The following is a 24,152-nucleotide window of genomic DNA, read 5'->3' as shown; positions in this document are numbered from 1 at the left end:
ATGCAGAATAAAGCCCCTGATTTACTGATGCTTGTGATGAGATTAACTATCTTGTTAACCCTTACCGTGATTGTTCTCGGAGCTTATACACGCCTGTCTGATGCTGGCCTTGGCTGTCCTGACTGGCCGGGTTGTTACGGTAAGATCACCGTTCCGTCTGATGCCCAAGCGGTGAGTCAAGCCAATCTGCAATTTCCAGAGCGAGCTCTTGAAGCAGACAAAGCGTGGATAGAGATGATCCATCGCTACTTTGCAGGAACATTAGGGTTGCTTATCTTTGTCGTTGTAGCTTGGTGTATTAAAAAGAACATCACACCAGTTGGTCTTCCATTACTTATCTCTGCCACTGTGATTTTTCAGGCTTTGCTTGGAATGTGGACGGTGACTCTTAAGTTGATGCCCGTTGTGGTTATGGCGCATTTGATGGGGGGTTTCACGTTGCTGTCACTGTTGTGTCTGCTCTACTGCCGTTTGTCTCAATTCCAAAGCCGTTTTGGCGAGGCTTCTTATTCTCCAACACTTAAATTTTGGGCGTTGTTTGGGTTACTCATTGTGGTTGGGCAGATACTGCTTGGTGGTTGGACATCGTCAAACTATGCCGCTTTGGTGTGTACCCAATTGCCTATTTGTGAAGGTAACTGGATGAGCTACCTCGATTTCAAAAATGCGTTCGATTTTGCTCAACACGGACACGATAACTATGAGTTTGGTGTGTTGGAGTATCCCGCGAGGCTTACCATACATGTCATGCACAGGTTCGGGGCTATTGTGGCGACATTAACGGTGCTGGTGGTCGTGTACCAGTTATGGAAGTTTGGCCAAGTGCCTCACCAAAAGCTGAGCATGATTGTCGCAATAGTGTTGTTTACTCAAATCAGCCTTGGGATCAGTAATGTATGGTTTCACCTGCCAATCTCAGTTGCGGTTTTGCATAACCTAGTCGCAGCAATGTTGCTCATCAGCATGGTTGTAACCAATTTTGTGGTGTGGCAACGCAAACCGAGTGAGAGCTTGGTGAAGAACAGTGTATTACAAGGAGGTAATCATGGTCAGTAGAACGTCAACACAGTATGAAGTGGTGGCTCAAGACGCAGCCTTAACTCATAAGATAACAGCCAATAATGACATAACTTTAAGTAACGAAAAGGCTGAAAAAAACAAAGCCACTTGGAAAGTTTATTTAACGCTGACTAAGCCTAAAGTGGTGGCTTTGATGTTGCTGACAGCATTGGTTGGGATGTGTTTGGCCGTGCCGAATGGATTGCCTTTACAACAAACTTTGTTCGGAATGATTGGGATAGGGTTAATGGCAGGTTCAGCGGCTGCGTTTAACCATTTGATCGATAAAAAGATCGACGGCCAGATGACTCGAACAAATCGACGCCCTTTACCATCCGGTGAGCTGAGTAGTGTGCGTGTGTTTAGCTTTGCAGCAGGTATCGGCTTATTTGGGTTCGCTACGTTAGTGGTGTGGGTCAATCAACTCACGGCTTGGCTAACCTTTGCAAGTTTATTGGGCTATGCGGTCATCTATACCATGTACTTGAAGCGAGCGACGCCACAGAACATCGTAATTGCAGGGATAGCTGGCGCAATGCCACCGTTATTGGGCTGGACGGCAGTCACCAACGAGCTGCATTCAAATGCTTGGTTGTTGGTGATGATCATCTTTATTTGGACGCCTCCTCATTTCTGGGCGTTGGCAATTCATCGTCGTGATGAGTATGCCAAAGTGAACATCCCCATGTTGCCTGTGACTCACGGAATCGAATACACCAAGACGTCTATTCTTCTGTATACCTTTTTGCTTAGCATCGTGTGTATATTGCCTGTATTGGTTGGCATGAGCAGCTGGATATATCTGAGCGCTTCATTGGTGCTCAACGGCGGGTTTGTTTATCACGCTTGGGTACTGAAATATCGTGATGAACCCAATATGGCCATGAAGACCTTTAAGTTCTCCATCTATCATCTCATGATCTTGTTTGTGGCTCTGTTGGCAGACCACTATCTACTTTGACAACTGGCGTTTCTACTTTTAATGAACAAGAAAACGGATGCTTTGGGCATCCGTTTTTGTTTGGTTGATGACTAAAACTCACCCAATACAAAGTAAGTATCTAGCGAGTACTTAGTCCACTTTGTTCCAAGCACTTTGCCAGTGTGAACCGACACCTGGTTCGTACTGATTTGCTGTTGGAGCCCATTGAACACAGTAGCCAGAGTATGGGAACTCTTTACACTGATAAACGCCACCATCGCTGCTTAGAACCTTTGTTCCTGCTGTGTAAGACTCAATGCTTTCTGGGAACACGAAGTCGTAATCGCCCGCTGGTGGCGGCGTTTGCTCGTCCATTAGATGGAAATCAAGCGTGTTCTGATCCACTAAGTTACCTTGGTCATCTTTCGTCACAACCACAAGCATGTGGTGACCAGCTTCAGACTTAGAAAGAGTCAGTTGAACATCTTCAACTTGTCCGTCTGTTAGAACCGATTTCTGAGATGCAAGCGCTTCACGGTGATGGTTGTACACGGTAAGCTCAGCTTGGATATCGCCTGTTGCCGCTAACGTAAGGTCAAGCTGAGTAGGTTGGCTCTCATCGATAATGTACTCTGATTCTAAGCCCGTTACTTCTAGCTCATGCTCGGGTTCTGGAGTATCAATCTTGTAGCCGACTTCAACACTGTTAAAGCCAGAGCCTGCTTTTAGATAAACAGGGTTCGTGCCGTAAACGGGTGCGAAATCGCCTTGGTCGTTCAATTGGCCTGCTTTGATTTGCGTCTGCTCTTGATTGACCTTAGAGGCAAGTGCGTAAGACCAGTTATTGGCTTTGCCTTGCTCAGTACTTTCAATCACAAGCTCAGTGCTGTATGAAGCGTTCTCACCGGATTGGTCGAATACGCGAGTATAAACAGCATCACCAACATTCAGGTCTTGTGTTGGGTTGATTTGACCGCCTTGATCCCAATCCGGGATGATAGGGCCGTCGTCATCAAACTTCACATCGATAACGTTGTAGAAAGCCATTGCAGTATCACCCACATCCCATACCGCAAGGATCACTTGATAACCTTCGCGTTCTGGCACATTACACAAGTGGCTGACTTGCATCGGTGGTTGTTCTCCATTTCCTTCAACAACACAGAATGGCGTTAAGTCAAAAGAGCTGCGTGCCAAAGGCTGGTTTGGGTTCCAGTCTGGTTGAGTAATGTAGTATTTCCAGTCGTGAGTCTTGTGATTAGCAGTGAACGTCCACTCGAAGTATTGAGAACCAGACTTGATCGGGCGCTTAACCCAGCGATCGGCTGTTTGCTCGTCAAGCGCTGCCGCTAAAGATGATTGCGCGCTGGCAATTTTTCCATCTGCAGGGCCGACTTCAGGGAAGCCTTCAGGGCCTTCCACACTTTGTGGCTCATATTGGATACCACCACAGTTGGTGTTTTTTTGTTGTGTATCACTCGCTGGGAATTTACATAGGGCGACACGACTCTCAGCAACGCCATTATTGTATGCCGAAACATAACCGTGACCGAAGCTTGCTCCACTTACGCTAAGTAGCGATAGTGCGACGAGCGATTTTTTTGGGAGTTGTTTCATTATTTGTCCTTACTGTATTTGGCCGACAAAAAAGAGAACACTCCAGCATGCATTGACACTTAAATCCTATTAAGTGGCGGCCCCGCTATCATAGACAGAATATTTGTCGACAGACCGGTGGCTTTGCGTCCTATTCTTTCAAATAGTTTGCCAGAAGTGCGTTTGAGCAAGCGAAATGTAGCCAACCAGTTTTATAAACGCGAATCAATAGATTGAAATGTGGAATGCCAATCTCGAACTTTTAATTCTTGATACAAATTAACTTGTTATATGTTTAGTTCGTTAACGTATAAATTATTGATATAAATAAAGAAAGCATTTGATCTAATCGTTTTAGTGAATGACTTTGGGTTGTTTCGCTTCGCTCTGTACAACAATTGTGCACATATCAAAACCAAACCTTTGGTTTCCACTAACCGAACCCTGACACGCCATGTATGAAAAACCGGACAATTGATTGGTATGAATTATATAAAGGAGCCGGTATGGAATTCACAGAACTAGACAGAGACGCGTTGTATCAAACGTGGATGTCACAAAAATCGAGAATGCGAATTACGCAGATGGAGTTTTCAAAAAAGCTAGGCATGAACCAGCTTGATTTCTCAAGAGTGCTAAGAGGGGAGACGCCATTAACCATGTCTTTCATTAGTCATTTTTGTCGTTTACTTCATTTGGAACCAAGGAATGTATTCCCCTCGCTAAAAGAGGGCAATGAATCGGGGCCTAAAGTGGTCTACCTGAAAAGTAGAATGAGTGTTGATGGTGAGATCCAAAATGCTTATATTGAAGGAAATCAGGTAATTGTAGAGTACGCACACACTGTTCAACATGATTAATTTTAGAGTTAGCTCTGATTTTTAACCCCCTTTTTCTACAACCTTTTCACATAGGGTATGTCATACTTAATTAGATTCCTTAATTTTGACTAAGTGCGTTATGAACCCTTTAAAAGTCCTTTTGCTTGTTGCAACCAGCATTTTCTTGCTTGGTTGTGCAGGCGGCCCAATTAAAACCGCAACTAAATTCACCAGTTATAAAGATTTTCAGCCAGTCCCTGATGGAGGCGTTGACCTAGTTTGGGCAAGGATTGGGCTACGTGATGCGCAGCGATTGAGCTCCAAGTTAGACGACTATGATTCTGTGGTGATCGACCGTGAAGCGGGTAATAAAGACTTTTCAACCATGATTGACTCGCTTGATGATGCCAAAGATGCGATCAACTATTGGGTTGAACGTTTCGGTGATACTCTACAGAATATCGATGACGCTTAGAAAAAGCCTGTAATGCTAGAGAAAGAGAACCTGATTAAACTTGCTAGAATGCAAATGCCATTTGGTAAATACGCTGGTCGTACGTTGATTGACTTGCCTGAAGAATATTTGCTGTGGTTTGATAAAAAGGGATTCCCGTCTGGTGAACTCGGCGATTTATTGAAACTGTGCCTTGCTCTGAAAATTGAAGGGCTTGATAGTGTCGTCAAGCCATTGAAAAGAATGTAATTAAATAAAAGCTCACGCTGATCACGTGAGCTTTTTTGTTTTTGAGTTCGACACAATTTTACATGCATGATGTAGCTTGAAGAATGGCTCTTCTTACCTTGCTATAAAATACGCAATCGATAGCGTGTAAATAATGCTATACAGGGTGTTTTAAATATAAAACACAAAAAAAATTGCGTTTATTTTTAATTAGTGATTGAAACTAGAGTTTTTACTAGTTAAGTTACAGGGAACAAGAAGATTAGTGCTGATAGAAAGTGACGTGAGACAACGTACATTCAGCTCAAGGATAGAAAAAAGGAAGAAGTAAGCAATGTTCCAGACTGATGATGTAAGAATTAACAAAGTAAAAGAGTTATTACCCCCTGTAGCTGTTTTAGAAAAGTTTCCAGCGACAGAAGTTGCTTCTTCTACAACCTTTGAAAGCCGCAAAGCGATCCACAATATTTTAGAAGAGAGCGATGATCGCTTGCTTGTTATTGTCGGCCCATGTTCTATTCATGACACAGAAGCTGCTCTTGAGTACGGTAAACGTTTGAAAGTGTTGCGCGACGAACTTGGTGATAACCTTGAAATCGTAATGCGTGTTTACTTTGAAAAACCACGTACAACTGTTGGTTGGAAAGGTCTAATAAATGACCCGTACATGAACGATACGTTCAAGCTAAATGATGGCCTTCGTCTAGGACGTAAGCTACTGCTGGACCTAACTGACATGGGCATGCCAACGGCAAGCGAATTCCTAGACATGATCACGCCTCAATACGTTGCTGACCTAATCAGCTGGGGTGCAATCGGCGCACGTACTACAGAATCTCAAGTTCACCGCGAACTGGCTTCTGGCCTATCTTGCCCAGTTGGATTTAAGAATGGTACTGATGGCAACATCAAGATTGCAACAGATGCTATTCGCTCTGCTAGCGCTTCTCACCACTTCTTATCAGTAACTAAGTACGGTCACTCAGCTATCGTTGAAACAGCAGGTAACCCTGATTGTCATATCATCCTACGTGGTGGCAAAGAGCCAAATTACAGCGCAGAACACGTTGGTAAGATTAAAGAAGAGCTAGCAGCTTCTGGTCTTCCACAAAAAGTGATGATCGATTTCAGCCACGCAAACAGCTCTAAGCAGTTTAAGCGTCAAATGAACGTATCTGATGACGTAAGCGCACAAATTTCTGGTGGCGACAAAGCTATCTTTGGTGTGATGATTGAATCTCATCTTGTTGAAGGTCGCCAAGACCTGGTTGAGGGCAAAGCTGCAACGTACGGCCAATCTGTTACTGATGCGTGTATTGGTTGGGAAGACACTGAAACAGTACTTCGCCAGCTGGCAGACGCTGTTGAAGCTCGTCGTAACAAATAGACTAATTACAGTCAGCGATTAAGCTACTGAAAATTCAAAGCCCTTAGTTAGCAACAGCTAATAAGGGCTTTTTTGTGGATCTTAGTTGAAAACTGGAAGTGTCTGTATTCTTAAATGAGAAAAGACAGTAACTCGTCGACTTTAAGTGACAGTAAAGCTTTATCTTGTTTGGTTTCAACGTTAAGGCGTATTAATGGCTCGGTATTGGACTTTCTTAAGTTGAAGCGCCATGAGCCCATATTCATGCTGATTCCGTCTGTGTGATCGATCTCAACGGCATGATCTTGGTAGTGCGATAACACGCAAGCCATGACCTGCTCTGGGTCTGAGACTCTTCGATTGATCTCCCCGGAAGAGGGGAATCTATCTATACTAGTACTCGTTAATTGGTGAAGAGATTGTTGAGTTTTCGACATCAGCTCGATAACCAATAGCCAAGGAATCATGCCTGAATCGCAATATCCAAAATCACGAAAATAATGGTGTGCGCTCATTTCGCCCCCATAGACGGCATTCGTTTCACGCATCTTCTCTTTGATCAGTGCGTGTCCTGCTTTAATTCCAATCGCTTTTCCACCATGCGTTTTTACGATTTCAATTGTGTTCCAGGTCATGCGCATATCGTGCAATACAGTCGTGTTAGGCTGTTTGACCAAGAATGCTTCAGCAAGCAACCCTACAATGTAATAACCCTCGATGTAATTGCCTTGCTCATCAAAGAAAAAGCATCGGTCGAAGTCTCCATCCCAAGCAATTCCAAGGTTGGCAGAATGCTCTAAAACGGCATCTCGAGTGGCTGCTTGGTTCTCTCTAATCAAAGGGTTTGGAATACCATTTGGGAAGTTTCCATCAGGGTTATGATGAACTTTGATGAAGGTGATAGGGACACCGAGTTCGTTAAATTTATTATCTAAAGCATCAATGACATGTCCTGCAACACCGTTCCCAGCATTAACCACAATCTTCATCGGTGACAGCTTTGATGGGGTTATGTACGAGAGTAGGTGCTCGACGTACGGAGCAAGAATACTGTTCGATCTACTAGAGTTACTTGGTTGTGCATGAACGAACGGTAAATTGCAGTTCAGCTCTTGATTAAGTTCTTCAATGCGTCGTTTGATTTCATCTAAACCACTGTTTTTACTGATAGGGCTAGCGTCTACACCGACCATTTTCATGCCGTTGTAATTGATTGGGTTGTGGCTGGCTGTGATTTGTATTCCGCCAATCGCTTTTAGGTAACGAGTCGCAAAGTAGACCTCTTCAGTGCCAGTCATACCTAGATCAATGACGGTAATCCCTGACTCGATTAAGCCTTTGGTCATGGCTTCTTGTAATGACAGGGAGGTTTTGCGGTTATCACGACCAATCACTACCTGCGCCAAACCATCGAGTGAGGTTTCAGGCTTAGCGGATAGGACGTATTCGCCAAATGCCTTACCGAGCAGGTAGGCGAGTGGCTCATTGATTTGTTTACCAATGACGCCGCGGATATCGTTGTTCTTAAAGCAGTTTAGGTCTAATGTTGGTTTCATCGATTTGTCGCTGCTTTATTTCGTTTGGTTGTGCTTTGATGAGTGGACTTGTTGCTTGCGCACGTCTCGCCTATAACTGTCTTGATATCGAATGATGTCGCCTTCACTTAAATGACTGCCTGTTTGTACTTCAATCATCTCGAGTGGGAGATCCCCTGGGTTCTCTAGGCTGTGAATATGACCTAAAGGGATGTAAGTGGATTGATCTTCTTCAACCAGATAGGTTTTCTCATTGTTGGTCACTTTCGCAGTACCCGCCACGACTACCCAATGTTCCGCTCTATGGTGGTGCATTTGTAACGACAACTTGTGACCGGGTTTAACGGTGATACGTTTAACTTTGTCGCGCTTGCCTAGGTCGATAACATCGTATTTACCCCAAGGTCTAAACACCTCACGATGATGCACATGTTCTGTGCGACCCGCTTGATTTAGTTGACTGACAATCGATTTAACACCCTGAACCTTGTCTTTATTTGCAACCAATATAGCGTCTTTGGTTTCGACAATAATCAGGTTGTCGACACCTACCGTCGCAACCAGCTTATTTTCAGCATGGATGTAGTTGTGTTGAGAGTCGACGGTTAACACATCACCTTCAATGACGTTATTGTGCTGATCTTTTTCGCTTACATCCCAGATCGCGGACCATGAGCCAATATCGTTCCAGCCGACATCCATCGGGATCACCGCGGCGTGCGAGGTCTTTTCCATCACGGCGTAATCGATTGAATCACTTGGACTGCTTTTGAATGCTTCAGCGTCTATACGGATAAAGTCGAGGTCGGTATTTTGCGTTGCAAGAGCGAGTTTACAAGCCGCTACTATCTCAGGGTGGTGTTCGGCGAGTTCTTCAACATAGCGTGATGCCTTAAACATGAACATGCCACTGTTCCATAAGTATTGTCCTGAGCGGATGTACTCTTCGGCTGTTGCTGTGTCTGGCTTTTCTACAAAGCATTCTATGGCGAAGGCGTGATTGATTGGCTGCTCTGTTCCATTAGTATCAGTTTGAGCACTGGAGGAAAGAGGCTCTCCCTGCTTGATATAGCCATAGCCAGTCTCTGGGGAGCTAGGTGTTATACCGAATGTCACCAGCTTGCCTTGTTTTGCATAATCAACACCACGACTAATCGCTTGTTGGAATTCAGAGGTTTTCGCGATGTGATGATCAGCAGCCAGCACTAACAAGATAGGGTCGGATGCGCTTTGTTCATTAAGCGGTGGTTTACTTAAAGCCTTTAGGGCGGCAAGCGCAATGGCTGGGGCTGTATTTCTACCGACTGGCTCTAGCAGAATACCACTATGTTGAATGTTAGCTGATCGAGCTTGTTCAGCGGCAATAAAGCGATGCTCTTCATTACAGATAATGAATGGGGCATCGCATTTACTATCCATCAAGTGCTCTTCAAGGCCTTGCAGGCGTTGAAGTGTGTGCTGAAGCATTGACTGGTCGCCGGCAATATTGAGAAATTGCTTAGGGTAAATCTCGCGAGACAGTGGCCAGAGACGACTTCCGGAGCCGCCGGCTAGAATGACAGGTAAAATCATAGCGTGGTAATTAGGTGCATTAGAATACTGCTATCATATTACCACGCTTCACGCTTATTACTTATCGATAACCAAGAAGGATATGACTATCGATGACCTTCCGTAGGGGAGTTCAACATGTCTTTGGGATCGCTAATATTCTGATTATCACCTAGGCTTTGAACGCTGTTATGATCTTGAACATTAGAAAAGTCTTGAGGGTCAATCTTGAGTGTCTGTGTTGGGAACGCGATGTCTGCATTGTGTTTATGAATAATCGCCAGAACCTGTAACAGAACGTCTTGCTTCACTTTGTGGTACCTGATCCAGTTGACTGTTTTTGTGAAGGTATAGATAAAGAAGTTGAGCGTTGATGGCCCAAATTTGTCAAAGTTAACGATCAACGTCTGTTTGGCATCAATATCTGGGTGGGTCTCGAGCATGGTTCTTACATCATCAACAATGAGCGCCAATTTGTCTGCATCTTGATAACGAAGACCAAAGGTTTCATTGATTCTACGATTCAACATTCTCGATGGATTCTCTACCACAATACTACTGAACACCGAATTTGGCACGTACAAAGGACGCTTATCAAAAGTGCGGATGAGCGTCATGCGCCAACCAATGCGTTCGACAGTGCCTTCGATTTGACGATCGGGAGAACGTATCCAATCACCGACTTTAAAAGGGCGGTCGAAGTAAATCATCATGCCACCGAAGAAATTCGACAGTAAGTCCTTAGCCGCTAAACCGACGATCAAGCCACCAACACCACCAAAGGTGAGTAAGCCGGAAAGACTGAGCCCAAATGCCTGCATAATGGTTAGGCCGCCCATCACCATAAAGAACAAGCGAGCGACTTTCGCTATCGCTTGTACAGTGGTTTCGTCTCTGGTTTTTTGCTCTAAGACATAGGCTTCAGTGTTAGTGATCATTCGTAAGGTAAACCAAACGAATGTACAGATAATCAATATGTGTTTAAACGTTTTTAACCAATTGATTTCATTGCCAAACTGGTCTTGAAGTATTAGCCCGATAGAGACTGTAGCAGGCCAACACCAAAGTAATGTGCTGACAGGGGTTTTTAGTGCTTCTAGCAGTAGATCGTCCCAGTGGAATGGGGTTTTCTGAACCAGAATTTCTAAGCGATTATGGATAATTCGCCAAGCTACCCAAGCGAGAAAACTCGCAATAGTGATGAATAGGACGCTGTTTGCCCAATCACTATGGCTCTGGTTGATGTAGGTTTGTACTTGGGTTATGAATTCATTCATTGTGTGTGCTGCCGCAGAAATTATGAATTGGAAATTAGCAGAAACTCGAGTTGTTCTCTACCTTTATAAATCAAGCGATTATGACAATAGTATAACCTTATTCTTGCAGAACTAACTTTTTTTGAGATAGAAACTAATGTAGGTTTGGCTATCCCGTGTAATTAAAATTTCTAAACAGGATTTCAAATGAGCGACAAACAATATGCAGTTATCGGTTTAGGGCGATTTGGTCTGTCTGTTTGCAAAGAGCTACAAAGTTCAGGGGCACAGGTACTGGCCGTCGATATTGATGAAGAGCGAGTGAAAGAAGCGGCGGCTTTTGTTTCACAAGCGATTGTTGCGAACTGTACAAGCGAGGAGACAGTTAAAGAGTTAAGACTCGACGATTACGACATGGTGATGGTGTCGATTGGCTCTGATGTTAATTCCAGTATTCTGACTACTCTGGTGGTAAAAGAGTCAGGCGCAAAAGCTGTTTGGGTAAAGGCGAACGATAAGTTTCACGGCAAGATTCTCTCTAAGATTGGTGCTGACCATATCATCATGCCTGAACGAGATATGGGCATTCGTGTTGCGCGTAAAATGTTGGATAGACGCGTTCTTGAGTTTATCGATCTTGGCAGCGGTTTAGCGATGACGGAGATTGTTATTGGTTCTAATTTGTTGGGTAAGAAACTTGGCGACCTTAAGCTGTGTAAAGAAAATGGTGTTGAAGTACTTGGCTTCAAGCGAGGACCGAACCTAACTAAAGCTCCAGAACTGGATGTGAGTTTAGAAATTGGGGATGTGGTGATCATCGCTGGGCCGAAAGAGACCTTATCTAGAAAGCTACGCAATTGGTAATTGGCAATAAGGTAACAGTATGAATTCGTTAAAACGAAAAGGTACTTTCTACACGCTTAAGAGTGATAAAAAGCCACGTAAAGGCTCTGAACCTAAGATTATCCTTACGAGCTTCTTAGGCGTACTTATCCCCTCTGCAATATTGTTGACGATGCCTGTATTTTCTGTGACAGGCCTAAGTTTTACGGATGCACTGTTTACAGCAACCTCGGCGATCAGTGTGACAGGATTAGGTGTTGTCGATACCGGTGAGCATTTCACCTTGGCGGGTAAAATCTTACTGATGTTCTTGATGCAAGTCGGCGGGTTAGGGCAGATGACTCTATCTGCGGTACTGCTTTACATGTTCGGTGTTAGGTTAAGCCTTAAACAACAAGCACTCGCGAAAGAAGCGCTTGGCCAAGATCGTAAGATTAACCTTCGTAAATTGGTTAAGAAGATCATCATCTTTGCATTAGTGGCTGAATTTATCGGTTTTGTATTGCTCTGCTTCCGCTGGGTACCTGAGATGGGATGGTCAACGGGCAGTTTTTATGCTCTATTTCATGCGATATCTGCATTCAATAACGCAGGTTTTGCACTGTTTTCAGACAGTATGATGAGTTTTGTTGATGATCCGCTGGTGATCTTCACCTTAGCTGGCTTGTTTATTTTCGGTGGGCTAGGCTTCACAGTCGTCGGCGACCTATCGAGTAACTGGCGTAAAGGTTTTCGACATCTTCATTTACACACCAAGATTATGCTAACCGCCACTCCGACTCTATTGTTGGTAGGTACGGTATTGTTCTGGCTGCTAGAAAGAAATAACTCAGCAACCATGGAAGGGTTATCGACTCAAGGACAGTGGCTAGCCGCATTTTTTCAGTCGGCAAGTGCTCGTACTGCTGGCTTTAATAGTGTGGATTTGTCTCAGTACACACAGCCTGCGTTGCTGGTAATGATTGTACTGATGTTGATTGGTGCAGGTTCTACCTCAACAGGTGGTGGTATTAAGGTTTCGACCTTTGCAGTAGCCTTTGTCGCAACGTGGACCTTCCTCCGTCAGAAAAAGCACGTGGTGATGTTTAAGCGCACTGTGACTTGGCAAGCGGTAACAAAGTCATTGGCCATTATTGTGGTAAGTGGGGCGTTATTAACCACCGCGATGTTTTTGTTAATGCTTACTGAAAAGGCAGCGTTTGATCGAGTCATGTTTGAGGTGATTTCAGCCTTTGCAACGGTTGGCTTAACCGCTGGCTTAACCGCGAACCTGACTGAGCCAGGTAAATACATCATGATTGTTGTTATGGTGATTGGACGTATCGGTCCTTTGACCTTGGCTTATATGCTAGCTCGCCCAGAACCTTCCTTGTTGAAATATCCAGAAGACACGGTGTTGACTGGTTAATTAGGTTCACGGGCTGATAAATAAAGCTCTGTAAATAAAAACAAAGCCAGCGATATGCTGGCTTTGTTGTTATAGGCTGTTCGTTAAATGCTGAATGCTTAGCCCTCAAACATCTCAACGTATTCCTCATAGCCTTCTTCTGCTAATTTATCCGCTGGGATAAAGCGCATTGCGGCTGAGTTCATGCAGTAACGTAAGCCTGTTGGTTTTGGACCATCTTTAAATACATGTCCCAAGTGAGAATCACCAAACTTACTGCGAACCTCTGTTCTTGGGTAAAGCAGTTTGTAGTCAGTAGTTGTGACGACATAAGCCTCGCTGATTGGCTGTGTAAAGCTCGGCCAGCCTGTGCCTGACTTGTATTTGTCTTTTGAAGAGAACAATGGCTCCCCAGTTACGATATCAACGTAAATACCTTCTTGCTTGTTATCCCAGTATTTGTTGTCAAATGGGCGCTCAGTAGCGTCTTCTTGCGTTACATCGTATTGAAGTGCTGTAAGCTTCGCTTTGATCTCTGCATCAGACGGTTTTACGTATGTTTTAGCATTCGCTGTCGCATTCTTACTGTCGATGATCTGACGTAGTGTTTTAGGGTTGTCCTTTCTATCATCACCGAAGATCTTATCTAGGTACTGATCGCGGCCAGAAGCATAGCGGTAGTAGTTATAACGAACCTTACTCTTCTTGTAATAATCTTGGTGGTAATCTTCTGCTGGCCAGAACTTCTCAAATTTTATCAGTTCTGTTTTTAGTGGTGCACCAAAGATATTAGCTTTGTCGATCTCCATCATGAAGTTCTGAGCAACATCTTTTTGTGCTTGGTTATGATAGAAAATAGCCGGTCGATAATGACGGCCTCGGTCTACAAAAGAGCCTTTGTCATCGGTTGGATCGATGTGTCTGAAGAATTGGTCAAGAACCTGTTCATAGCTAACAACATCAGGGTTGTAAGTCACGTTTATCACTTCGATGTGACCCGACTTGCCTGAGGATACTTGTTTGTAGGTTGGGTTTTCTAGTTCACCGCCAGAATACCCAGAGATAACGTCGGTGACGCCTGTCAGCTTTTCTAGGTCGGATTCTGTACACCAAAAACAACCACCCGCGAGTGTCGCGATTTCACTATTACCTGAATTAGCTGTTTTATCCATTGTATTGGCAGTGCCAGTCTGGCTTACAAACAGCGAAATCAGTGGTAGCGCAACCACGAGTGATACCAATATTTTAGATAATTTATTCATAGATACCTCATCTTGACGTTCTTCTCATTCGATTTTGAATGTACGAATAGAGACAGGTTTTAGATGGAAAAAATTGCATCATTCATGAAAAAAATATGTTATCGAGAAAATCTTGCTCATAAATGCCGCCAGTAGTAGGGTGTAGGCATTGATGTAAAATAATAGATAATGATGACGTTTTCGTACATCTAAGGAACAGCATGCAAGCAGAAGTTAAATGGGTCGAAGGTTTTAAATTCTTGGGTCAATCTCAATCAGGCCACTCTATTGTCATGGATGGCAGCGGCGGTGCTACTGCGCCAAGCCCGATGGAAATGGTGTTAATGGCTGCTGGTGGCTGTAGCTCTGTTGATGTAGTGGACGGTTTGAAATCTGCGGGTCAAAGCATCACTGGTTGCAATGCAAAGCTTGAAACCAAACGTCGTGAAACAGCGCCGAAAATCTTTACTGTGATTAATATTCACTTTGAAGTGTCTGGTGACAACCTTGATCCTGAGCAGGTCGCTAAGGTGTGTGCGGATTCATTCGAAAAGTACTGTTCTGTATGTCTAATGTTGGGTGCTGGCGTAGAGATGACTCATAGTTGGGAAATCGTCTAGTCTTCTGGCTGTATAGCTTGGCTTTGAGTCGTTACTTTTCGGCTTATGAGCAAACATAGATAAAGAAAGGGAGGAGCACTTAGCAGTGCTCCTCCCTTGTTATTAAGGAAGTCGTTATTACGTTAGAATACGATTATTCCACTGTTTCAATGATAACTTCTTCAACTTGAACATCTTCTTGGTACTCGAAGCTTGGGATTGTTGCTTCCACACGACGGTTTTGAGCACGACCTTCAGCCGTATCGTTTGATGCGATTGGGTTTTCTTCCCCTTCACCAGAAGCGGTAATGCGATCAGCTTCAATACCTTGCTCTTCGATGTATGCTGCTACTGCTGCCGCACGTTTCTTAGAGATCATCATGTTGTACTCAGCTGCACCTGTTGAATCTGTGTGACCAACAATGTTAACGGTAGACTGAGGGTATGTTTGTAAGACTTCCACAATTGGCTGTATAGCGGCTTTACCTTCGTCTGAAAGTTCTGTGCTGTTAGTCGCAAATGTACCTTGAGAGAAACTCTCAGTTTGCGCTTTGGTAACCACTACCTCCGCTTCCTCTTCAACGACCACAGCTTCTGGCTCTGTGATTGGTTCAGAAGGTGCTTGAGTTACAGCCGCCGCAGAAGCTGCAGCCGCTGATGCGGTTGTATTACCCGTGCCGAAATTGTAGCTAAGACCTACTGTGACAAGGTTGGAGTTTAGGTCTTGGATGATCTTATCGTCAAAATCATCGAAGTATTGGTATTCCACTCTCAGCGCCCAATCGTCTGAAAGCTGTTTCTCGGCACCGATACCTAAGGCTAAAACAACGTCGTCTTCGTCATCGTGCATGATGTAAGCAGGACCTGCTTTAAAGAAGATATCAAACTCTTGTTTAATCGCTAGTCGATACATTGGGCTTAAAGAAATGGCTACGATAGAATCGCTGTATCTTTGAGTCGCTCCGTTGTTGTTAAAGCTGGTGTCATAATCACCTAAGTAATCTGCATTCAATTCTAGAGCAATGTTATCGGTAAAGTTGTAACCACCGTAAATACCGCCCGCCACTGAATCATCTTCACAATCAATGTTGTCGACACAAGCGCTATCTAGCCAACCCATGCCAACTTTTGCGCCTACGTATGTCGTTGCGGCAATTGATGGAGCAGCAGCGAAACCTGAAGCAGCTATCACAGCACACATGATTTTTGACAATTTTTTCATAATCTTATCCTTGGATTAACTCTTATTGTTATCTGAATGAGCCTTTAAAGCGACGACTTACTGATTGGGACACTGCAACAGTAGATCGTTCAAGGCGTAGATTCAGGTCGAACCTATCTTGGAACTGTTATTACATTGTTAGTACAGTTGCTTATTATGGTCAATGAAATTGTTAAAAATTATATATTTAAGGTGCTATTTACAGAGGTTTTTGTCAATTAATTGCTGTCTCAAATGTTGGAAACGAAGAAAACTCGTATCATTTTTAGGCGATACGAGGTTTCATTTTCATGTGTACGGAATGTTTGGTTGGGTAATCTAGGTGATTACCGTTATGGGCGCTCACCAGCTAACAAACGTTTTTCAATATCTGCAATGACACCTGGTAGGTCTGCAATGGTATCGATCAAGTAGTGCGGGTTTGATTCGTTTAGCCTAACGCTTGCTTTTTCACGTGCAGCTGTAAGTGTTGTCTCGTCTGCATCTAAATATTCTTGATACGTTAAGCCTGCTTCGTTACCTGATAGTACAAGGCCTACTGTCCACATACCTGCGTTGTGACCTTCATCGATCCCAGGTGCTGCATCATCCACTTTCACACATGCTGAAACGCTGGTTACGCCAAGGTCGATTACGTTTTTAAGTGCCATAAATGGAGCAGGGCGACCGCCTTGAGGTAGGTCATCGGTTGCTACGATGTTGTCTGGGTGGTAACCGTAATCTGCAGCAGCAGGGATTAGCACATCCATCACTTCACGTGGGTAACCTGAACAAGATCCGATCTTCACGTTCTTCTCTTTTAGGTTATTGACCACTTCTATCGCATTCAAAATAGGTGCTGCGTGATCGGCTACTTTCGCTTTTTGAAGAGGCATGAATGCCGCGTAGATCGCGTCAACGTCTTCACTTGTCATGGAGCGTCCGAACTGAGCCTTCCAACGAGCGTCAACAGCTGGAATTCGACCCACTGCTTGGATGTGGTCCCATTTGCCGATCCCCATAGGTTCACGCGCTTCAGCTAAGTCGATGTCAAAGTCGAAACCTTGTTTGAATGCTTCAACGAAGATGCTAGTTGGAGCAAACGACCCAAAATCAACGATAGTGCCGGCCCAGTCAAAGATAACCGCTTGGATAGGTGATGTTGTATTCATAGTCGTGTCCTATTTCTGTTCTCTCCCAACTCAGGTTGTTCTGGGAGATGAATGATTGTTTTAGGTTATTGGTTACTTGAAATTATTGCTTCAAGGCATGCTTTTAAAGGTGGTTTAAAGGTATTCAAAGTCTTTGCAGATTTTTGCTATCGCTTTTTCGAATACAGACAGAGCGACTTGTAGTTCGCTGCGGCTGATGATCAATGGTGGGCTCAACTGAATCACATTACCTTGTGACACCTTAAAGCTCAGGCCATCGTTTAAACATTGGTAAAGTACTGCTTCCGCTTCATCGAAAGCTCGGGTTTTGGTGATATGATCGGTGACCAATTCCACCCCCCAGAGTAGACCGATGCCGCGAACGTCACCAATGACTGGGTATTTCTCTTTCATTTGAAGCAGTTGTTCACGCACGAATGCGCTGTCCGCTTGTACTTTTTCAAGTAGATTTTCTTGCTCAATCACTTCCATCGTAGCCAGTGCCGCTGCGCAGCCAATAGGACTTTTCTCGTGGGTGTAGTGACCAAGTGATACTTGCGCTGCCGTGTTGTATTTGTCTTTAGTGACCATGGCTGCAATTGGAACCAAGCCCCCGCCAAAACCTTTACCGATACAAAGAATGTCAGGTTCGATATCAAAGGCCTGGTGAGTGAACCATTCGCCACTACGACCCAGACCGTTTGGAATGTCGTCGATGATCAACATGACGTTATGCTTATCGCAGATCTCACGGATGCGCTTCCAGTAAGCTTTGCTTGGAACCTGAACGTCTGTGTTACGCACTGCTTCGGCAATGAAGGCTCCAATGCCACCTTCTTTTTCAATCACATACTCTAAATAGTCGGCATAGTGAACGTCGCATGCAGTTTCGTTTGCATTGACTGCGCTATTCTCGTTAAACGGGAAAGCGCCACGATAAGAGACGGCTGGTGGAATGCGTTCTACGCCAGCCATTAACGGGCCCATGCCTTCGCGGAAACAAGCTTCACCACCCACTGAAATTGCGTCCAGTGACGCGCCATGGAATGAGTCCCACAGTGAAACGACCTTGAAGTTGTTGGTGACATGTCGAGCCAGTTTGAGTGCCATGCCGATAACCGAAGTACCACCCGGTGCAAACAACACGCGGTTCAACTCACCACCGCAGATCTGTGTCAGCTTTTCAGCGCATTGAACGGCTGTTTCATTGGTAAAGCGACGTGGTGAAAACGGCAATGAAGCCATTTGTTGAGTCACTTTATTAATGATATGTGGATGGCCATAACCCAATTGATGAACATTGTTACCGTGAAAGTCCATGTACTTCTTGCCCGTCGCATCTTGAATGTAGATGCCTTCAGCTGCTTCAAGTGTGTTTAGGCAAGGCGTTGACATGGCTTGATGAAGAAACACGTCAGCATCACGCTTTAACATTACTTGAGTCGCATCATCGTTTAGCGACTCGTTCCATTTCTCACGCGCTGGCGTGGTGTTCACATCGCCTTCGCTTCGAAAGTATGTCGCCTTTAGAACAGAATCTTGATTGGCCATCGTCATTATTTGATGTCCCAGTACATAGCATTCTTAATTGCGCCAATTAGAGCTTCAATGTCTGACGGATACACTTCACCGATGTTACCGATTCGGAAGCAGTCGGCGTTTGAAACCTTGCCCGGGTAAATCACAAAACCTTGTTCTTTCAAACGGTCATAGAATTCCTTGAATTGGTAATCGCTATGAGTTGGAGAATAGAAAGAGGTGATAATCGGTGAATGAAGTTCATCATTTAACAGAGGTTCAAAACCAAGAGAGCGCATACCTGCAACCAGTGTGGTTTGGTTTGTTTGGTAGCGATTATGACGAGCTTCGATACCACCTTCCTGTTCCAATTCAAGTAGAGCTTGATAGAAAGCACGCACTGTATGCGTCGGAGAGGTAAAACGCCATTTACCGAGGTTGCTTTCCATGCAGTGCCATTGGTCAAACAGATCAAGGCTTAATGAACGAGCTTGGCCTTTGCACTTTGCCAGTTCAGATTGCTTAGCAATAACAAAGCCGAAGCCCGGTACACCTTGGACGCACTTGTTTGCAGAGCTGATCATGTAATCGATACCTAAGTCAGCGATATCCATAGGGATGCCACCAAAGCTCGACATTGCATCGAGAATGACGGTTTTGTTGTGCTGTTTTGCCAATTTGGCAATGTCTTCAATTGGATTCAGCATGCCTGTCGTGGTTTCACAGTGCACAATCGCAACGTGAGTAATGTCTGAATCCATGGCCAATGCCGTTTCCATTTCGTTCAAGTCAGGCTGTGATGTTTCACCTGGGGAAACGACATGGCATGGAATGTTTAAGTATTCTGCGATTTGAGCAATACGAGCGCCGTACGCACCGTTATCAACAACAAGAAGCTTACCGTTGTTAGAGATAACGCTACCGATTGTTGCTTCTACCGAAGCGGTGCCGCTACCTTGCATTAATACGCTTGTATATCCCGCTTGCTTAGTCGCTAAAGTCACTAGCTTGCTACGAATCACTTCAACAACGTCTTTGTTGTATTCATCATCCCAAGTACACCAATCTTTTAACATCGCTTGGCGAACGGTTTCAGAAGTAGATAAAGGGCCCGGTGTCAGCAGTAAGTATTCGTTTCTCATGTTCAACTCTCGTGATTTTAATTTTTGGACTATACCAATATTTAGGGTTACTTTAACAACCAATTTAAACGGTCGTAAATAGCCCAAACATCATTTTCACAAAAGCTTCATATTAAAAATGGTCACTTGTCTTGAGAAAGTTTTCGATCTTTAAATTGCCATTTTTCGTTCATTTAATCGTCACAAAAGCCAGTTAGCTTAATAATCGAAATCTGGTACATACCAGTGGGAGGGGTGTGTGCCAACAACTGGAATGAATTTTTGAATATAGGTGCCTCTCGATAGGGCTTCTAGCTTTAACAACTTTAACTTTGGCAATTTTTAATTTTGGCAACTTCTCACTCTAGAGTTGGGCCTGACTGGAGAAAATGATGAAAAACCGTTTTATGAAAGGATCACTTGCAGCATTAGTCACACTATTAGCTGGTAACGCTTATGCGGCACAGGAAGTGACGGTTTATACCGCTTTTGAAACTGACATCTTAGCGAAGTACAAAAATGCTTTTGAAAGCGAAAACCCAGACATCAACATCAAATGGGTTCGTGATTCAACAGGAATCATGACGGCAAAATTATTGGCTGAGAAAAACAACCCTCGTGCAGAAGTGGTGTGGGGCCTTGCGGGTTCTTCAATGGCTCTACTTAAGGAGGAGGGCATTCTTAAGCCTTACACTCCTCAAGGTGTAGAAGCGCTGCGCTCAAACCTCAACGATCCGCAATCTACTCAAGCTTGGTATGGCAACGATGCATTCTTCAATGCGGTTTGTTTCAACGAAGCGGTAGCGAAACAACTTAACCTACCAGCACCTAAATCTTGGGATGACCTAACCAAGCCTATCTACAAAGGCCACATTGCGATGCCAAACCCAGCGTCTTCTGGTACGGGTTATATGCAAGTGTCTGCTTGGCTACAAAACATGGGTGAAGACCAAGGTTGGAACTACATGCAGAAGCTAGACCAAAATATTGCTCACTACACGCACTCAGGTTCTAAGCCATGTGTTCAAGCGGGCATGGGTGAAGTCGCTATCGGTATTTCTATGGCGAGCCGTGGCGCTAAGCTGAAAACTCAAGGCGCTCCACTTTCAGTGATTACACCTGAAGGCATCGGCTGGGAATCTGAAGCGGTAGGCCTTGTTAAGCCTTCTGATGCAGCACAACGTGTTATCGATTGGTCTATTTCTAAAGCGGCAAATGAGCTTTACATCGAAATGTACCCAGTTGTTGGTCACCAAGATGTGACAGGCAAAGCAGAGAACTTCCCTAATGTAGAAAAGAACATGGCAAAAATGGACTTCGCTCGCATGGGCAGTGAACGTGCAGACGTTCTTAAAACATGGTCTGAGAAGTTTGACGCTAAATCAGAGCCAAAATCTTAATCTATCGAGCTACTCAGTTAATTAACTATTTAGCTATTTAACTGTTTAGTTCATTAGAAGTTAGAAATCAGTAAAGGAAGGCTTCGGTCTTCCTTTTTTAGTTTTACGCCTTCAGGTTTTAAGTAAGGTACAACAAATGACAAAGCACTACTCATATTGGTTCAAGCAAGCGTTGGAACAAGAGTTCGGCAACATCAATGCGGGGCTAGATTCGGCTAAGCCGCTCCAAAAAGATGTCAACTGTGATATCGCCATTGTTGGCGGTGGCTATACGGGTTTATGGACGGCGATTTTAATCAAACAACAGCAACCCGAAAAGCATGTTGTCGTGATTGAAAAAGGCCTATGTGGTAGCGGTGCTTCTGGTGCGAACGGCGGTTGCATGCTGACGTGGTCAACCAAGTATCCGACGCTGAAAAAGCTCTATGGAAAAGAACAAGCGAAATGGTTGGTTAAGGAATCGGAAAAGGTTATATACGAGATCGAATCCTTCTGTAACGAACACAAGATTGACGCGCATCTATATCGCAGCGGAACTTACTACACGGCGACCAATGAAGCTCAAAAGGGTGGAATGGAGCCTGTTGTTAATGAGCTGGTTAAGCAGGGTATCAATAGCTGGAAGAAGTGCGACAATTCTTTGGCTGATAAAGCGGGATCTGAACGCCATATTGAGGGTTACTACTCAGAAGCTGCGGGTAGTGTGCAGCCAGCGTTATTGGCTAGAGGTTTGCGCCGAGTCGCGCTTGAACTGGGTGTCGAAATTCACGAAAACACAGAGATGACATCACTCGACTATGGCTCTCCCGCTCGAATTCAAACCAAAGGCGGGTCAGTATTTGCGGATAAAGTGATTTTGGCACTCAATGCGTGGATGCTCGATCACTTCAAAGAGTTCAAACGCAGCATTGTGGTTGTCTCTTCAGATATGGTGGTGACCAAGCCCATTCCTGAAAAGCTCAAGAAGTTTGGCCCAGAGAAAGGGGCGGCGGTGGTGGATTCGCGTATCTTTGTCCACTACTACCGAGATACCCAGGACGGACGACTCATGTTGGGCAAAGGCGGCAATAAATTCTCGTTTGCCAATCAAGTTGAAAGCATGTTTAACCAAACGACTAACTACCTGCCGATTCTCAATCAATCGTTCCAAAAACTGTTCCCTAAATTGGAACAAAGTGAATTCGATTACAACTGGTCTGGCGGCTCAGATCGTTCGGTTACCGGATTGCCATTTTTCGGTAACCTAAAAGGCCAAAGCAACATCTATTATGGGCTTGGTTATTCAGGCAATGGCGTTGCTCAAACCCGTATGGGCGGGAAGATTTTGTCAGCAATGGTGCTCGATATCGACAATGCTTGGACACGAAGCGGTTTAACTAAAGGCCCGTTAGGACACTTCCCGCCAGAGCCATTTCGTTGGGTAGGTGCGATGATGGTGCGTGATGCGGTACGAAGAAAAGAGAACGCGGAAGATTCGGGTAACACGCCATTGTGGCTAGATAAACAGTTATCCAAACTCGCAGGTGCGGCGGGCAAAGCCGACAAGGTTGAATCATAGATTAATCTTGCGTTTAAATTAGAAGTTTACATTAAGGCTCTCAGTGATTTATGGGCAAGTCACTGAGGGCTTTCAACGTTGAACGAACTGTTAATGCTGAACAAATAGCAATCCTTAATGCTTATTATATCTGCAATATAACTGTCATTTAGCTACTATAAATTTGTCACTCAACTGCAATATTCTCAGTTTAAATTTGGTATATACCATATAGAGAGTGCTGTAGTATGAGCAACCAAACTTATTTGAATATTGAAAACGTTGTAAAGCAATTTGGCCAATTTACAGCGTTAAAAGACATCTCCCTATCGATAGATAAAGGCGAGTTCGTCTGCTTCCTTGGCCCATCTGGCTGTGGAAAAACCACCTTATTACGTGCGATTGCAGGCCTAGACTTACCAACGTCAGGTTCTATTGAGCAGAACGGTAATGATACGACCTTCTTGCCACCAGAAAAGCGCGACTTTGGCATCGTGTTCCAGTCTTACGCTTTGTTTCCAAATCTCACTGTGGAAGAAAATATTGCGATTGGTCTGAAAAACCAAGGCATGTCGACCAAAGAAGCCCTTGAGACGGTTGAGTCTTGGTTAGAAACCATCGGCTTACCAACGTCTGGTCAGAAATATCCAAATCAGCTATCTGGTGGACAGCAGCAGCGTGTTGCTCTGGCTCGCGCATTGGCGTTATCTCCAGGCTTGTTGCTACTCGACGAACCACTTTCTGCGTTGGACGCGAAGGTAAGAACACACCTACGTGATGAGATCTGCCAACTGCAACGCAAGCTGGGTATCACCACTATTATGGTGACGCACGACCAAGATGAAGCGTTAACGATGGCAGACCGTATTGTCGTGATGAATCATGGTGTTATCGAGCAGGTCGGTGCTCCTCAAGAGATCTACCAAAAACCCGTCAGTCGTTTTGTTGCTGAGTTTGTTGGCAGCATGAACTTTATCCAAGCTTCTGTTGCGGCTCAAGGCAAGATGCGCATTGCTGAGTCAATGCTGCCGTTACCTGGCTTAGATAATCTCACGCCAAATCTGGGTGATGTTTTCGATATTGCCGTTCGTCCAGAGCAAATCCAGTTTGTTGATCGTTTTAGTGAATCCTTGCCAGTGAGAATCGTATCAAGCGAATTCTTAGGGGCGTTTTATCGTATTGAGTGCCAATTGCAACATGACTCAACGGCGAAAGAGATCATCGTTGATGTACCCGTCAAAGAGTTCAACCGATTGAAGCTGCGTCGCAGTGATATTCGTTACGTGGCGTTTGATCAAGAAGGCCTTAGAGCTTACCCATCGAAAAGCCTGCAAGTGATGAAAGACGAGGCGGCGTAAACAATCAT

At 44.5% G+C, this 24,152-nt stretch carries 21 protein-coding genes and 1 riboswitch; of the genes, 12 read left to right on the top strand and 9 right to left on the bottom strand.

What is annotated here, in order from left to right:
• Together AB6D06_RS11175 and cyoE are read left to right on the top strand one after the other, a co-directional pair.
• Window positions 1-1,056 carry a heme A synthase gene (locus AB6D06_RS11175; RefSeq protein WP_372110214.1) on the top strand — a complete coding sequence of 352 codons (1,056 nt, stop codon included), beginning with the start codon at window positions 1-3 and terminating at the stop codon, window positions 1,054-1,056.
• Complete coding sequence (gene cyoE / locus AB6D06_RS11170; protein ID WP_017066082.1) at window positions 1,046-2,020, top strand: heme o synthase; 975 nt, start codon at window positions 1,046-1,048, stop codon at window positions 2,018-2,020. Before AB6D06_RS11175 ends, cyoE begins: the two co-directional genes overlap by 11 nt.
• 111 nt (window positions 2,021-2,131) lie before the next feature.
• Here the strand turns inward: cyoE and gbpA are convergent, their stop codons facing one another.
• Window positions 2,132-3,598, bottom strand: a complete 1,467-nt coding sequence (gene gbpA / locus AB6D06_RS11165) for an N-acetylglucosamine-binding protein GbpA (RefSeq protein WP_372110213.1) — start codon at window positions 3,596-3,598, stop codon at window positions 2,132-2,134.
• Between the two features lie 72 nt (window positions 3,599-3,670).
• A riboswitch (cyclic di-GMP riboswitch) is annotated at window positions 3,671-3,760 on the bottom strand.
• Window positions 3,761-4,083: 323 nt separating this feature from the next.
• Between gbpA and AB6D06_RS11160 the strand changes: the two genes are divergently transcribed.
• From AB6D06_RS11160 to aroG, 4 genes are all read left to right on the top strand, one after another.
• Window positions 4,084-4,437, top strand: a complete 354-nt coding sequence (locus tag AB6D06_RS11160) for a hypothetical protein (RefSeq protein WP_017061749.1) — start codon at window positions 4,084-4,086, stop codon at window positions 4,435-4,437.
• Window positions 4,438-4,537: 100 nt separating this feature from the next.
• Window positions 4,538-4,873 carry a hypothetical protein gene (locus tag AB6D06_RS11155; protein ID WP_372110212.1) on the top strand — a complete coding sequence of 112 codons (336 nt, stop codon included), beginning with the start codon at window positions 4,538-4,540 and terminating at the stop codon, window positions 4,871-4,873.
• Between the two features lie 12 nt (window positions 4,874-4,885).
• Window positions 4,886-5,101, top strand: coding sequence for a DUF3820 family protein (locus AB6D06_RS11150; protein ID WP_004730103.1), 216 nt, complete (start codon window positions 4,886-4,888; stop codon window positions 5,099-5,101).
• Between the two features lie 313 nt (window positions 5,102-5,414).
• The gene (gene aroG / locus AB6D06_RS11145) at window positions 5,415-6,467 is read left to right on the top strand and encodes a 3-deoxy-7-phosphoheptulonate synthase AroG (RefSeq protein ID WP_017061746.1); all 1,053 of its coding nucleotides are present in this window, start codon (window positions 5,415-5,417) and stop codon (window positions 6,465-6,467) included.
• Window positions 6,468-6,577: 110 nt separating this feature from the next.
• On the opposite strand, the gene AB6D06_RS11140 is transcribed toward aroG, so the two are convergent.
• The 3 genes from AB6D06_RS11140 to AB6D06_RS11130 all read right to left on the bottom strand — a co-directional run bounded on the left by AB6D06_RS11140 (window position 6,578) and on the right by AB6D06_RS11130 (window position 10,809).
• Complete coding sequence (locus AB6D06_RS11140) at window positions 6,578-8,002, bottom strand: phosphomannomutase/phosphoglucomutase (RefSeq protein WP_065585021.1); 1,425 nt, start codon at window positions 8,000-8,002, stop codon at window positions 6,578-6,580.
• Between the two features lie 15 nt (window positions 8,003-8,017).
• The gene (locus AB6D06_RS11135) at window positions 8,018-9,553 is read right to left on the bottom strand and encodes a mannose-1-phosphate guanylyltransferase/mannose-6-phosphate isomerase (RefSeq protein ID WP_372100068.1); all 1,536 of its coding nucleotides are present in this window, start codon (window positions 9,551-9,553) and stop codon (window positions 8,018-8,020) included.
• A gap of 86 nt (window positions 9,554-9,639) precedes the next feature.
• Window positions 9,640-10,809, bottom strand: a complete 1,170-nt coding sequence (locus tag AB6D06_RS11130) for a mechanosensitive ion channel family protein (RefSeq protein ID WP_372110211.1) — start codon at window positions 10,807-10,809, stop codon at window positions 9,640-9,642.
• A 186-nt stretch (window positions 10,810-10,995) separates the two neighbouring features.
• Here AB6D06_RS11130 and AB6D06_RS11125 point away from each other — a divergent pair, with 186 nt between their 5' ends.
• Both AB6D06_RS11125 and AB6D06_RS11120 read left to right on the top strand, forming a co-directional pair.
• Window positions 10,996-11,652: a TrkA family potassium uptake protein gene (locus AB6D06_RS11125; RefSeq protein ID WP_017065605.1), complete on the top strand. Its 657-nt coding sequence runs from the start codon at window positions 10,996-10,998 to the stop codon at window positions 11,650-11,652.
• 19 nt (window positions 11,653-11,671) lie between these two features.
• Complete coding sequence (locus AB6D06_RS11120) at window positions 11,672-13,039, top strand: TrkH family potassium uptake protein (protein ID WP_017065604.1); 1,368 nt, start codon at window positions 11,672-11,674, stop codon at window positions 13,037-13,039.
• 98 nt (window positions 13,040-13,137) lie between these two features.
• Here AB6D06_RS11120 and msrB read toward each other — a convergent pair whose 3' ends face one another.
• Window positions 13,138-14,280, bottom strand: a complete 1,143-nt coding sequence (msrB, locus tag AB6D06_RS11115) for a peptide-methionine (R)-S-oxide reductase MsrB (protein ID WP_017061740.1) — start codon at window positions 14,278-14,280, stop codon at window positions 13,138-13,140.
• 200 nt (window positions 14,281-14,480) lie between these two features.
• Between msrB and AB6D06_RS11110 the strand changes: the two genes are divergently transcribed.
• The gene (locus tag AB6D06_RS11110) at window positions 14,481-14,879 is read left to right on the top strand and encodes an OsmC family protein (protein WP_372100072.1); all 399 of its coding nucleotides are present in this window, start codon (window positions 14,481-14,483) and stop codon (window positions 14,877-14,879) included.
• 133 nt (window positions 14,880-15,012) lie between these two features.
• Here the strand turns inward: AB6D06_RS11110 and AB6D06_RS11105 are convergent, their stop codons facing one another.
• From AB6D06_RS11105 to phnW, 4 genes are all read right to left on the bottom strand, one after another.
• The gene (locus tag AB6D06_RS11105; protein ID WP_102428795.1) at window positions 15,013-16,080 is read right to left on the bottom strand and encodes an OmpA family protein; all 1,068 of its coding nucleotides are present in this window, start codon (window positions 16,078-16,080) and stop codon (window positions 15,013-15,015) included.
• 332 nt (window positions 16,081-16,412) lie between these two features.
• A complete protein-coding gene (phnX, locus tag AB6D06_RS11100) occupies window positions 16,413-17,231 on the bottom strand; it encodes a phosphonoacetaldehyde hydrolase (RefSeq protein ID WP_372100075.1) in 819 nt (272 codons plus the stop codon).
• A gap of 114 nt (window positions 17,232-17,345) precedes the next feature.
• Window positions 17,346-18,767 (bottom strand): aspartate aminotransferase family protein, encoded by a 1,422-nt coding sequence (locus AB6D06_RS11095; protein ID WP_372110210.1) that lies wholly within the window; start codon window positions 18,765-18,767, stop codon window positions 17,346-17,348.
• Window positions 18,767-19,870, bottom strand: coding sequence for a 2-aminoethylphosphonate--pyruvate transaminase (gene phnW, locus AB6D06_RS11090; protein ID WP_108150347.1), 1,104 nt, complete (start codon window positions 19,868-19,870; stop codon window positions 18,767-18,769). The genes AB6D06_RS11095 and phnW overlap by 1 nt, the downstream gene beginning before the upstream one ends.
• Window positions 19,871-20,238: 368 nt before the next feature.
• On the opposite strand from phnW, the gene AB6D06_RS11085 reads away from it, so the two are divergent.
• The 3 genes from AB6D06_RS11085 to AB6D06_RS11075 all read left to right on the top strand — a co-directional run bounded on the left by AB6D06_RS11085 (window position 20,239) and on the right by AB6D06_RS11075 (window position 24,144).
• Complete coding sequence (locus AB6D06_RS11085) at window positions 20,239-21,249, top strand: putative 2-aminoethylphosphonate ABC transporter substrate-binding protein (RefSeq protein WP_108193676.1); 1,011 nt, start codon at window positions 20,239-20,241, stop codon at window positions 21,247-21,249.
• Between the two features lie 136 nt (window positions 21,250-21,385).
• Window positions 21,386-22,807 (top strand): FAD-dependent oxidoreductase, encoded by a 1,422-nt coding sequence (locus AB6D06_RS11080; RefSeq protein ID WP_102397932.1) that lies wholly within the window; start codon window positions 21,386-21,388, stop codon window positions 22,805-22,807.
• A 227-nt stretch (window positions 22,808-23,034) separates the two neighbouring features.
• On the top strand, window positions 23,035-24,144 hold the full coding sequence (locus tag AB6D06_RS11075) for a putative 2-aminoethylphosphonate ABC transporter ATP-binding protein (RefSeq protein ID WP_136999162.1): 1,110 nt from the start codon (window positions 23,035-23,037) through the stop codon (window positions 24,142-24,144).
• Window positions 24,145-24,152 lie beyond the last annotated feature (8 nt).

This window comes from Vibrio sp. 10N.239.311.G01, from assembly GCF_041465805.1.
Taxonomy (GTDB): domain Bacteria; phylum Pseudomonadota; class Gammaproteobacteria; order Enterobacterales; family Vibrionaceae; genus Vibrio; species Vibrio crassostreae_C.
Note: the sequence above shows the minus strand (reverse complement) of the source record. Positions and strands in the feature narration are given on the sequence as shown.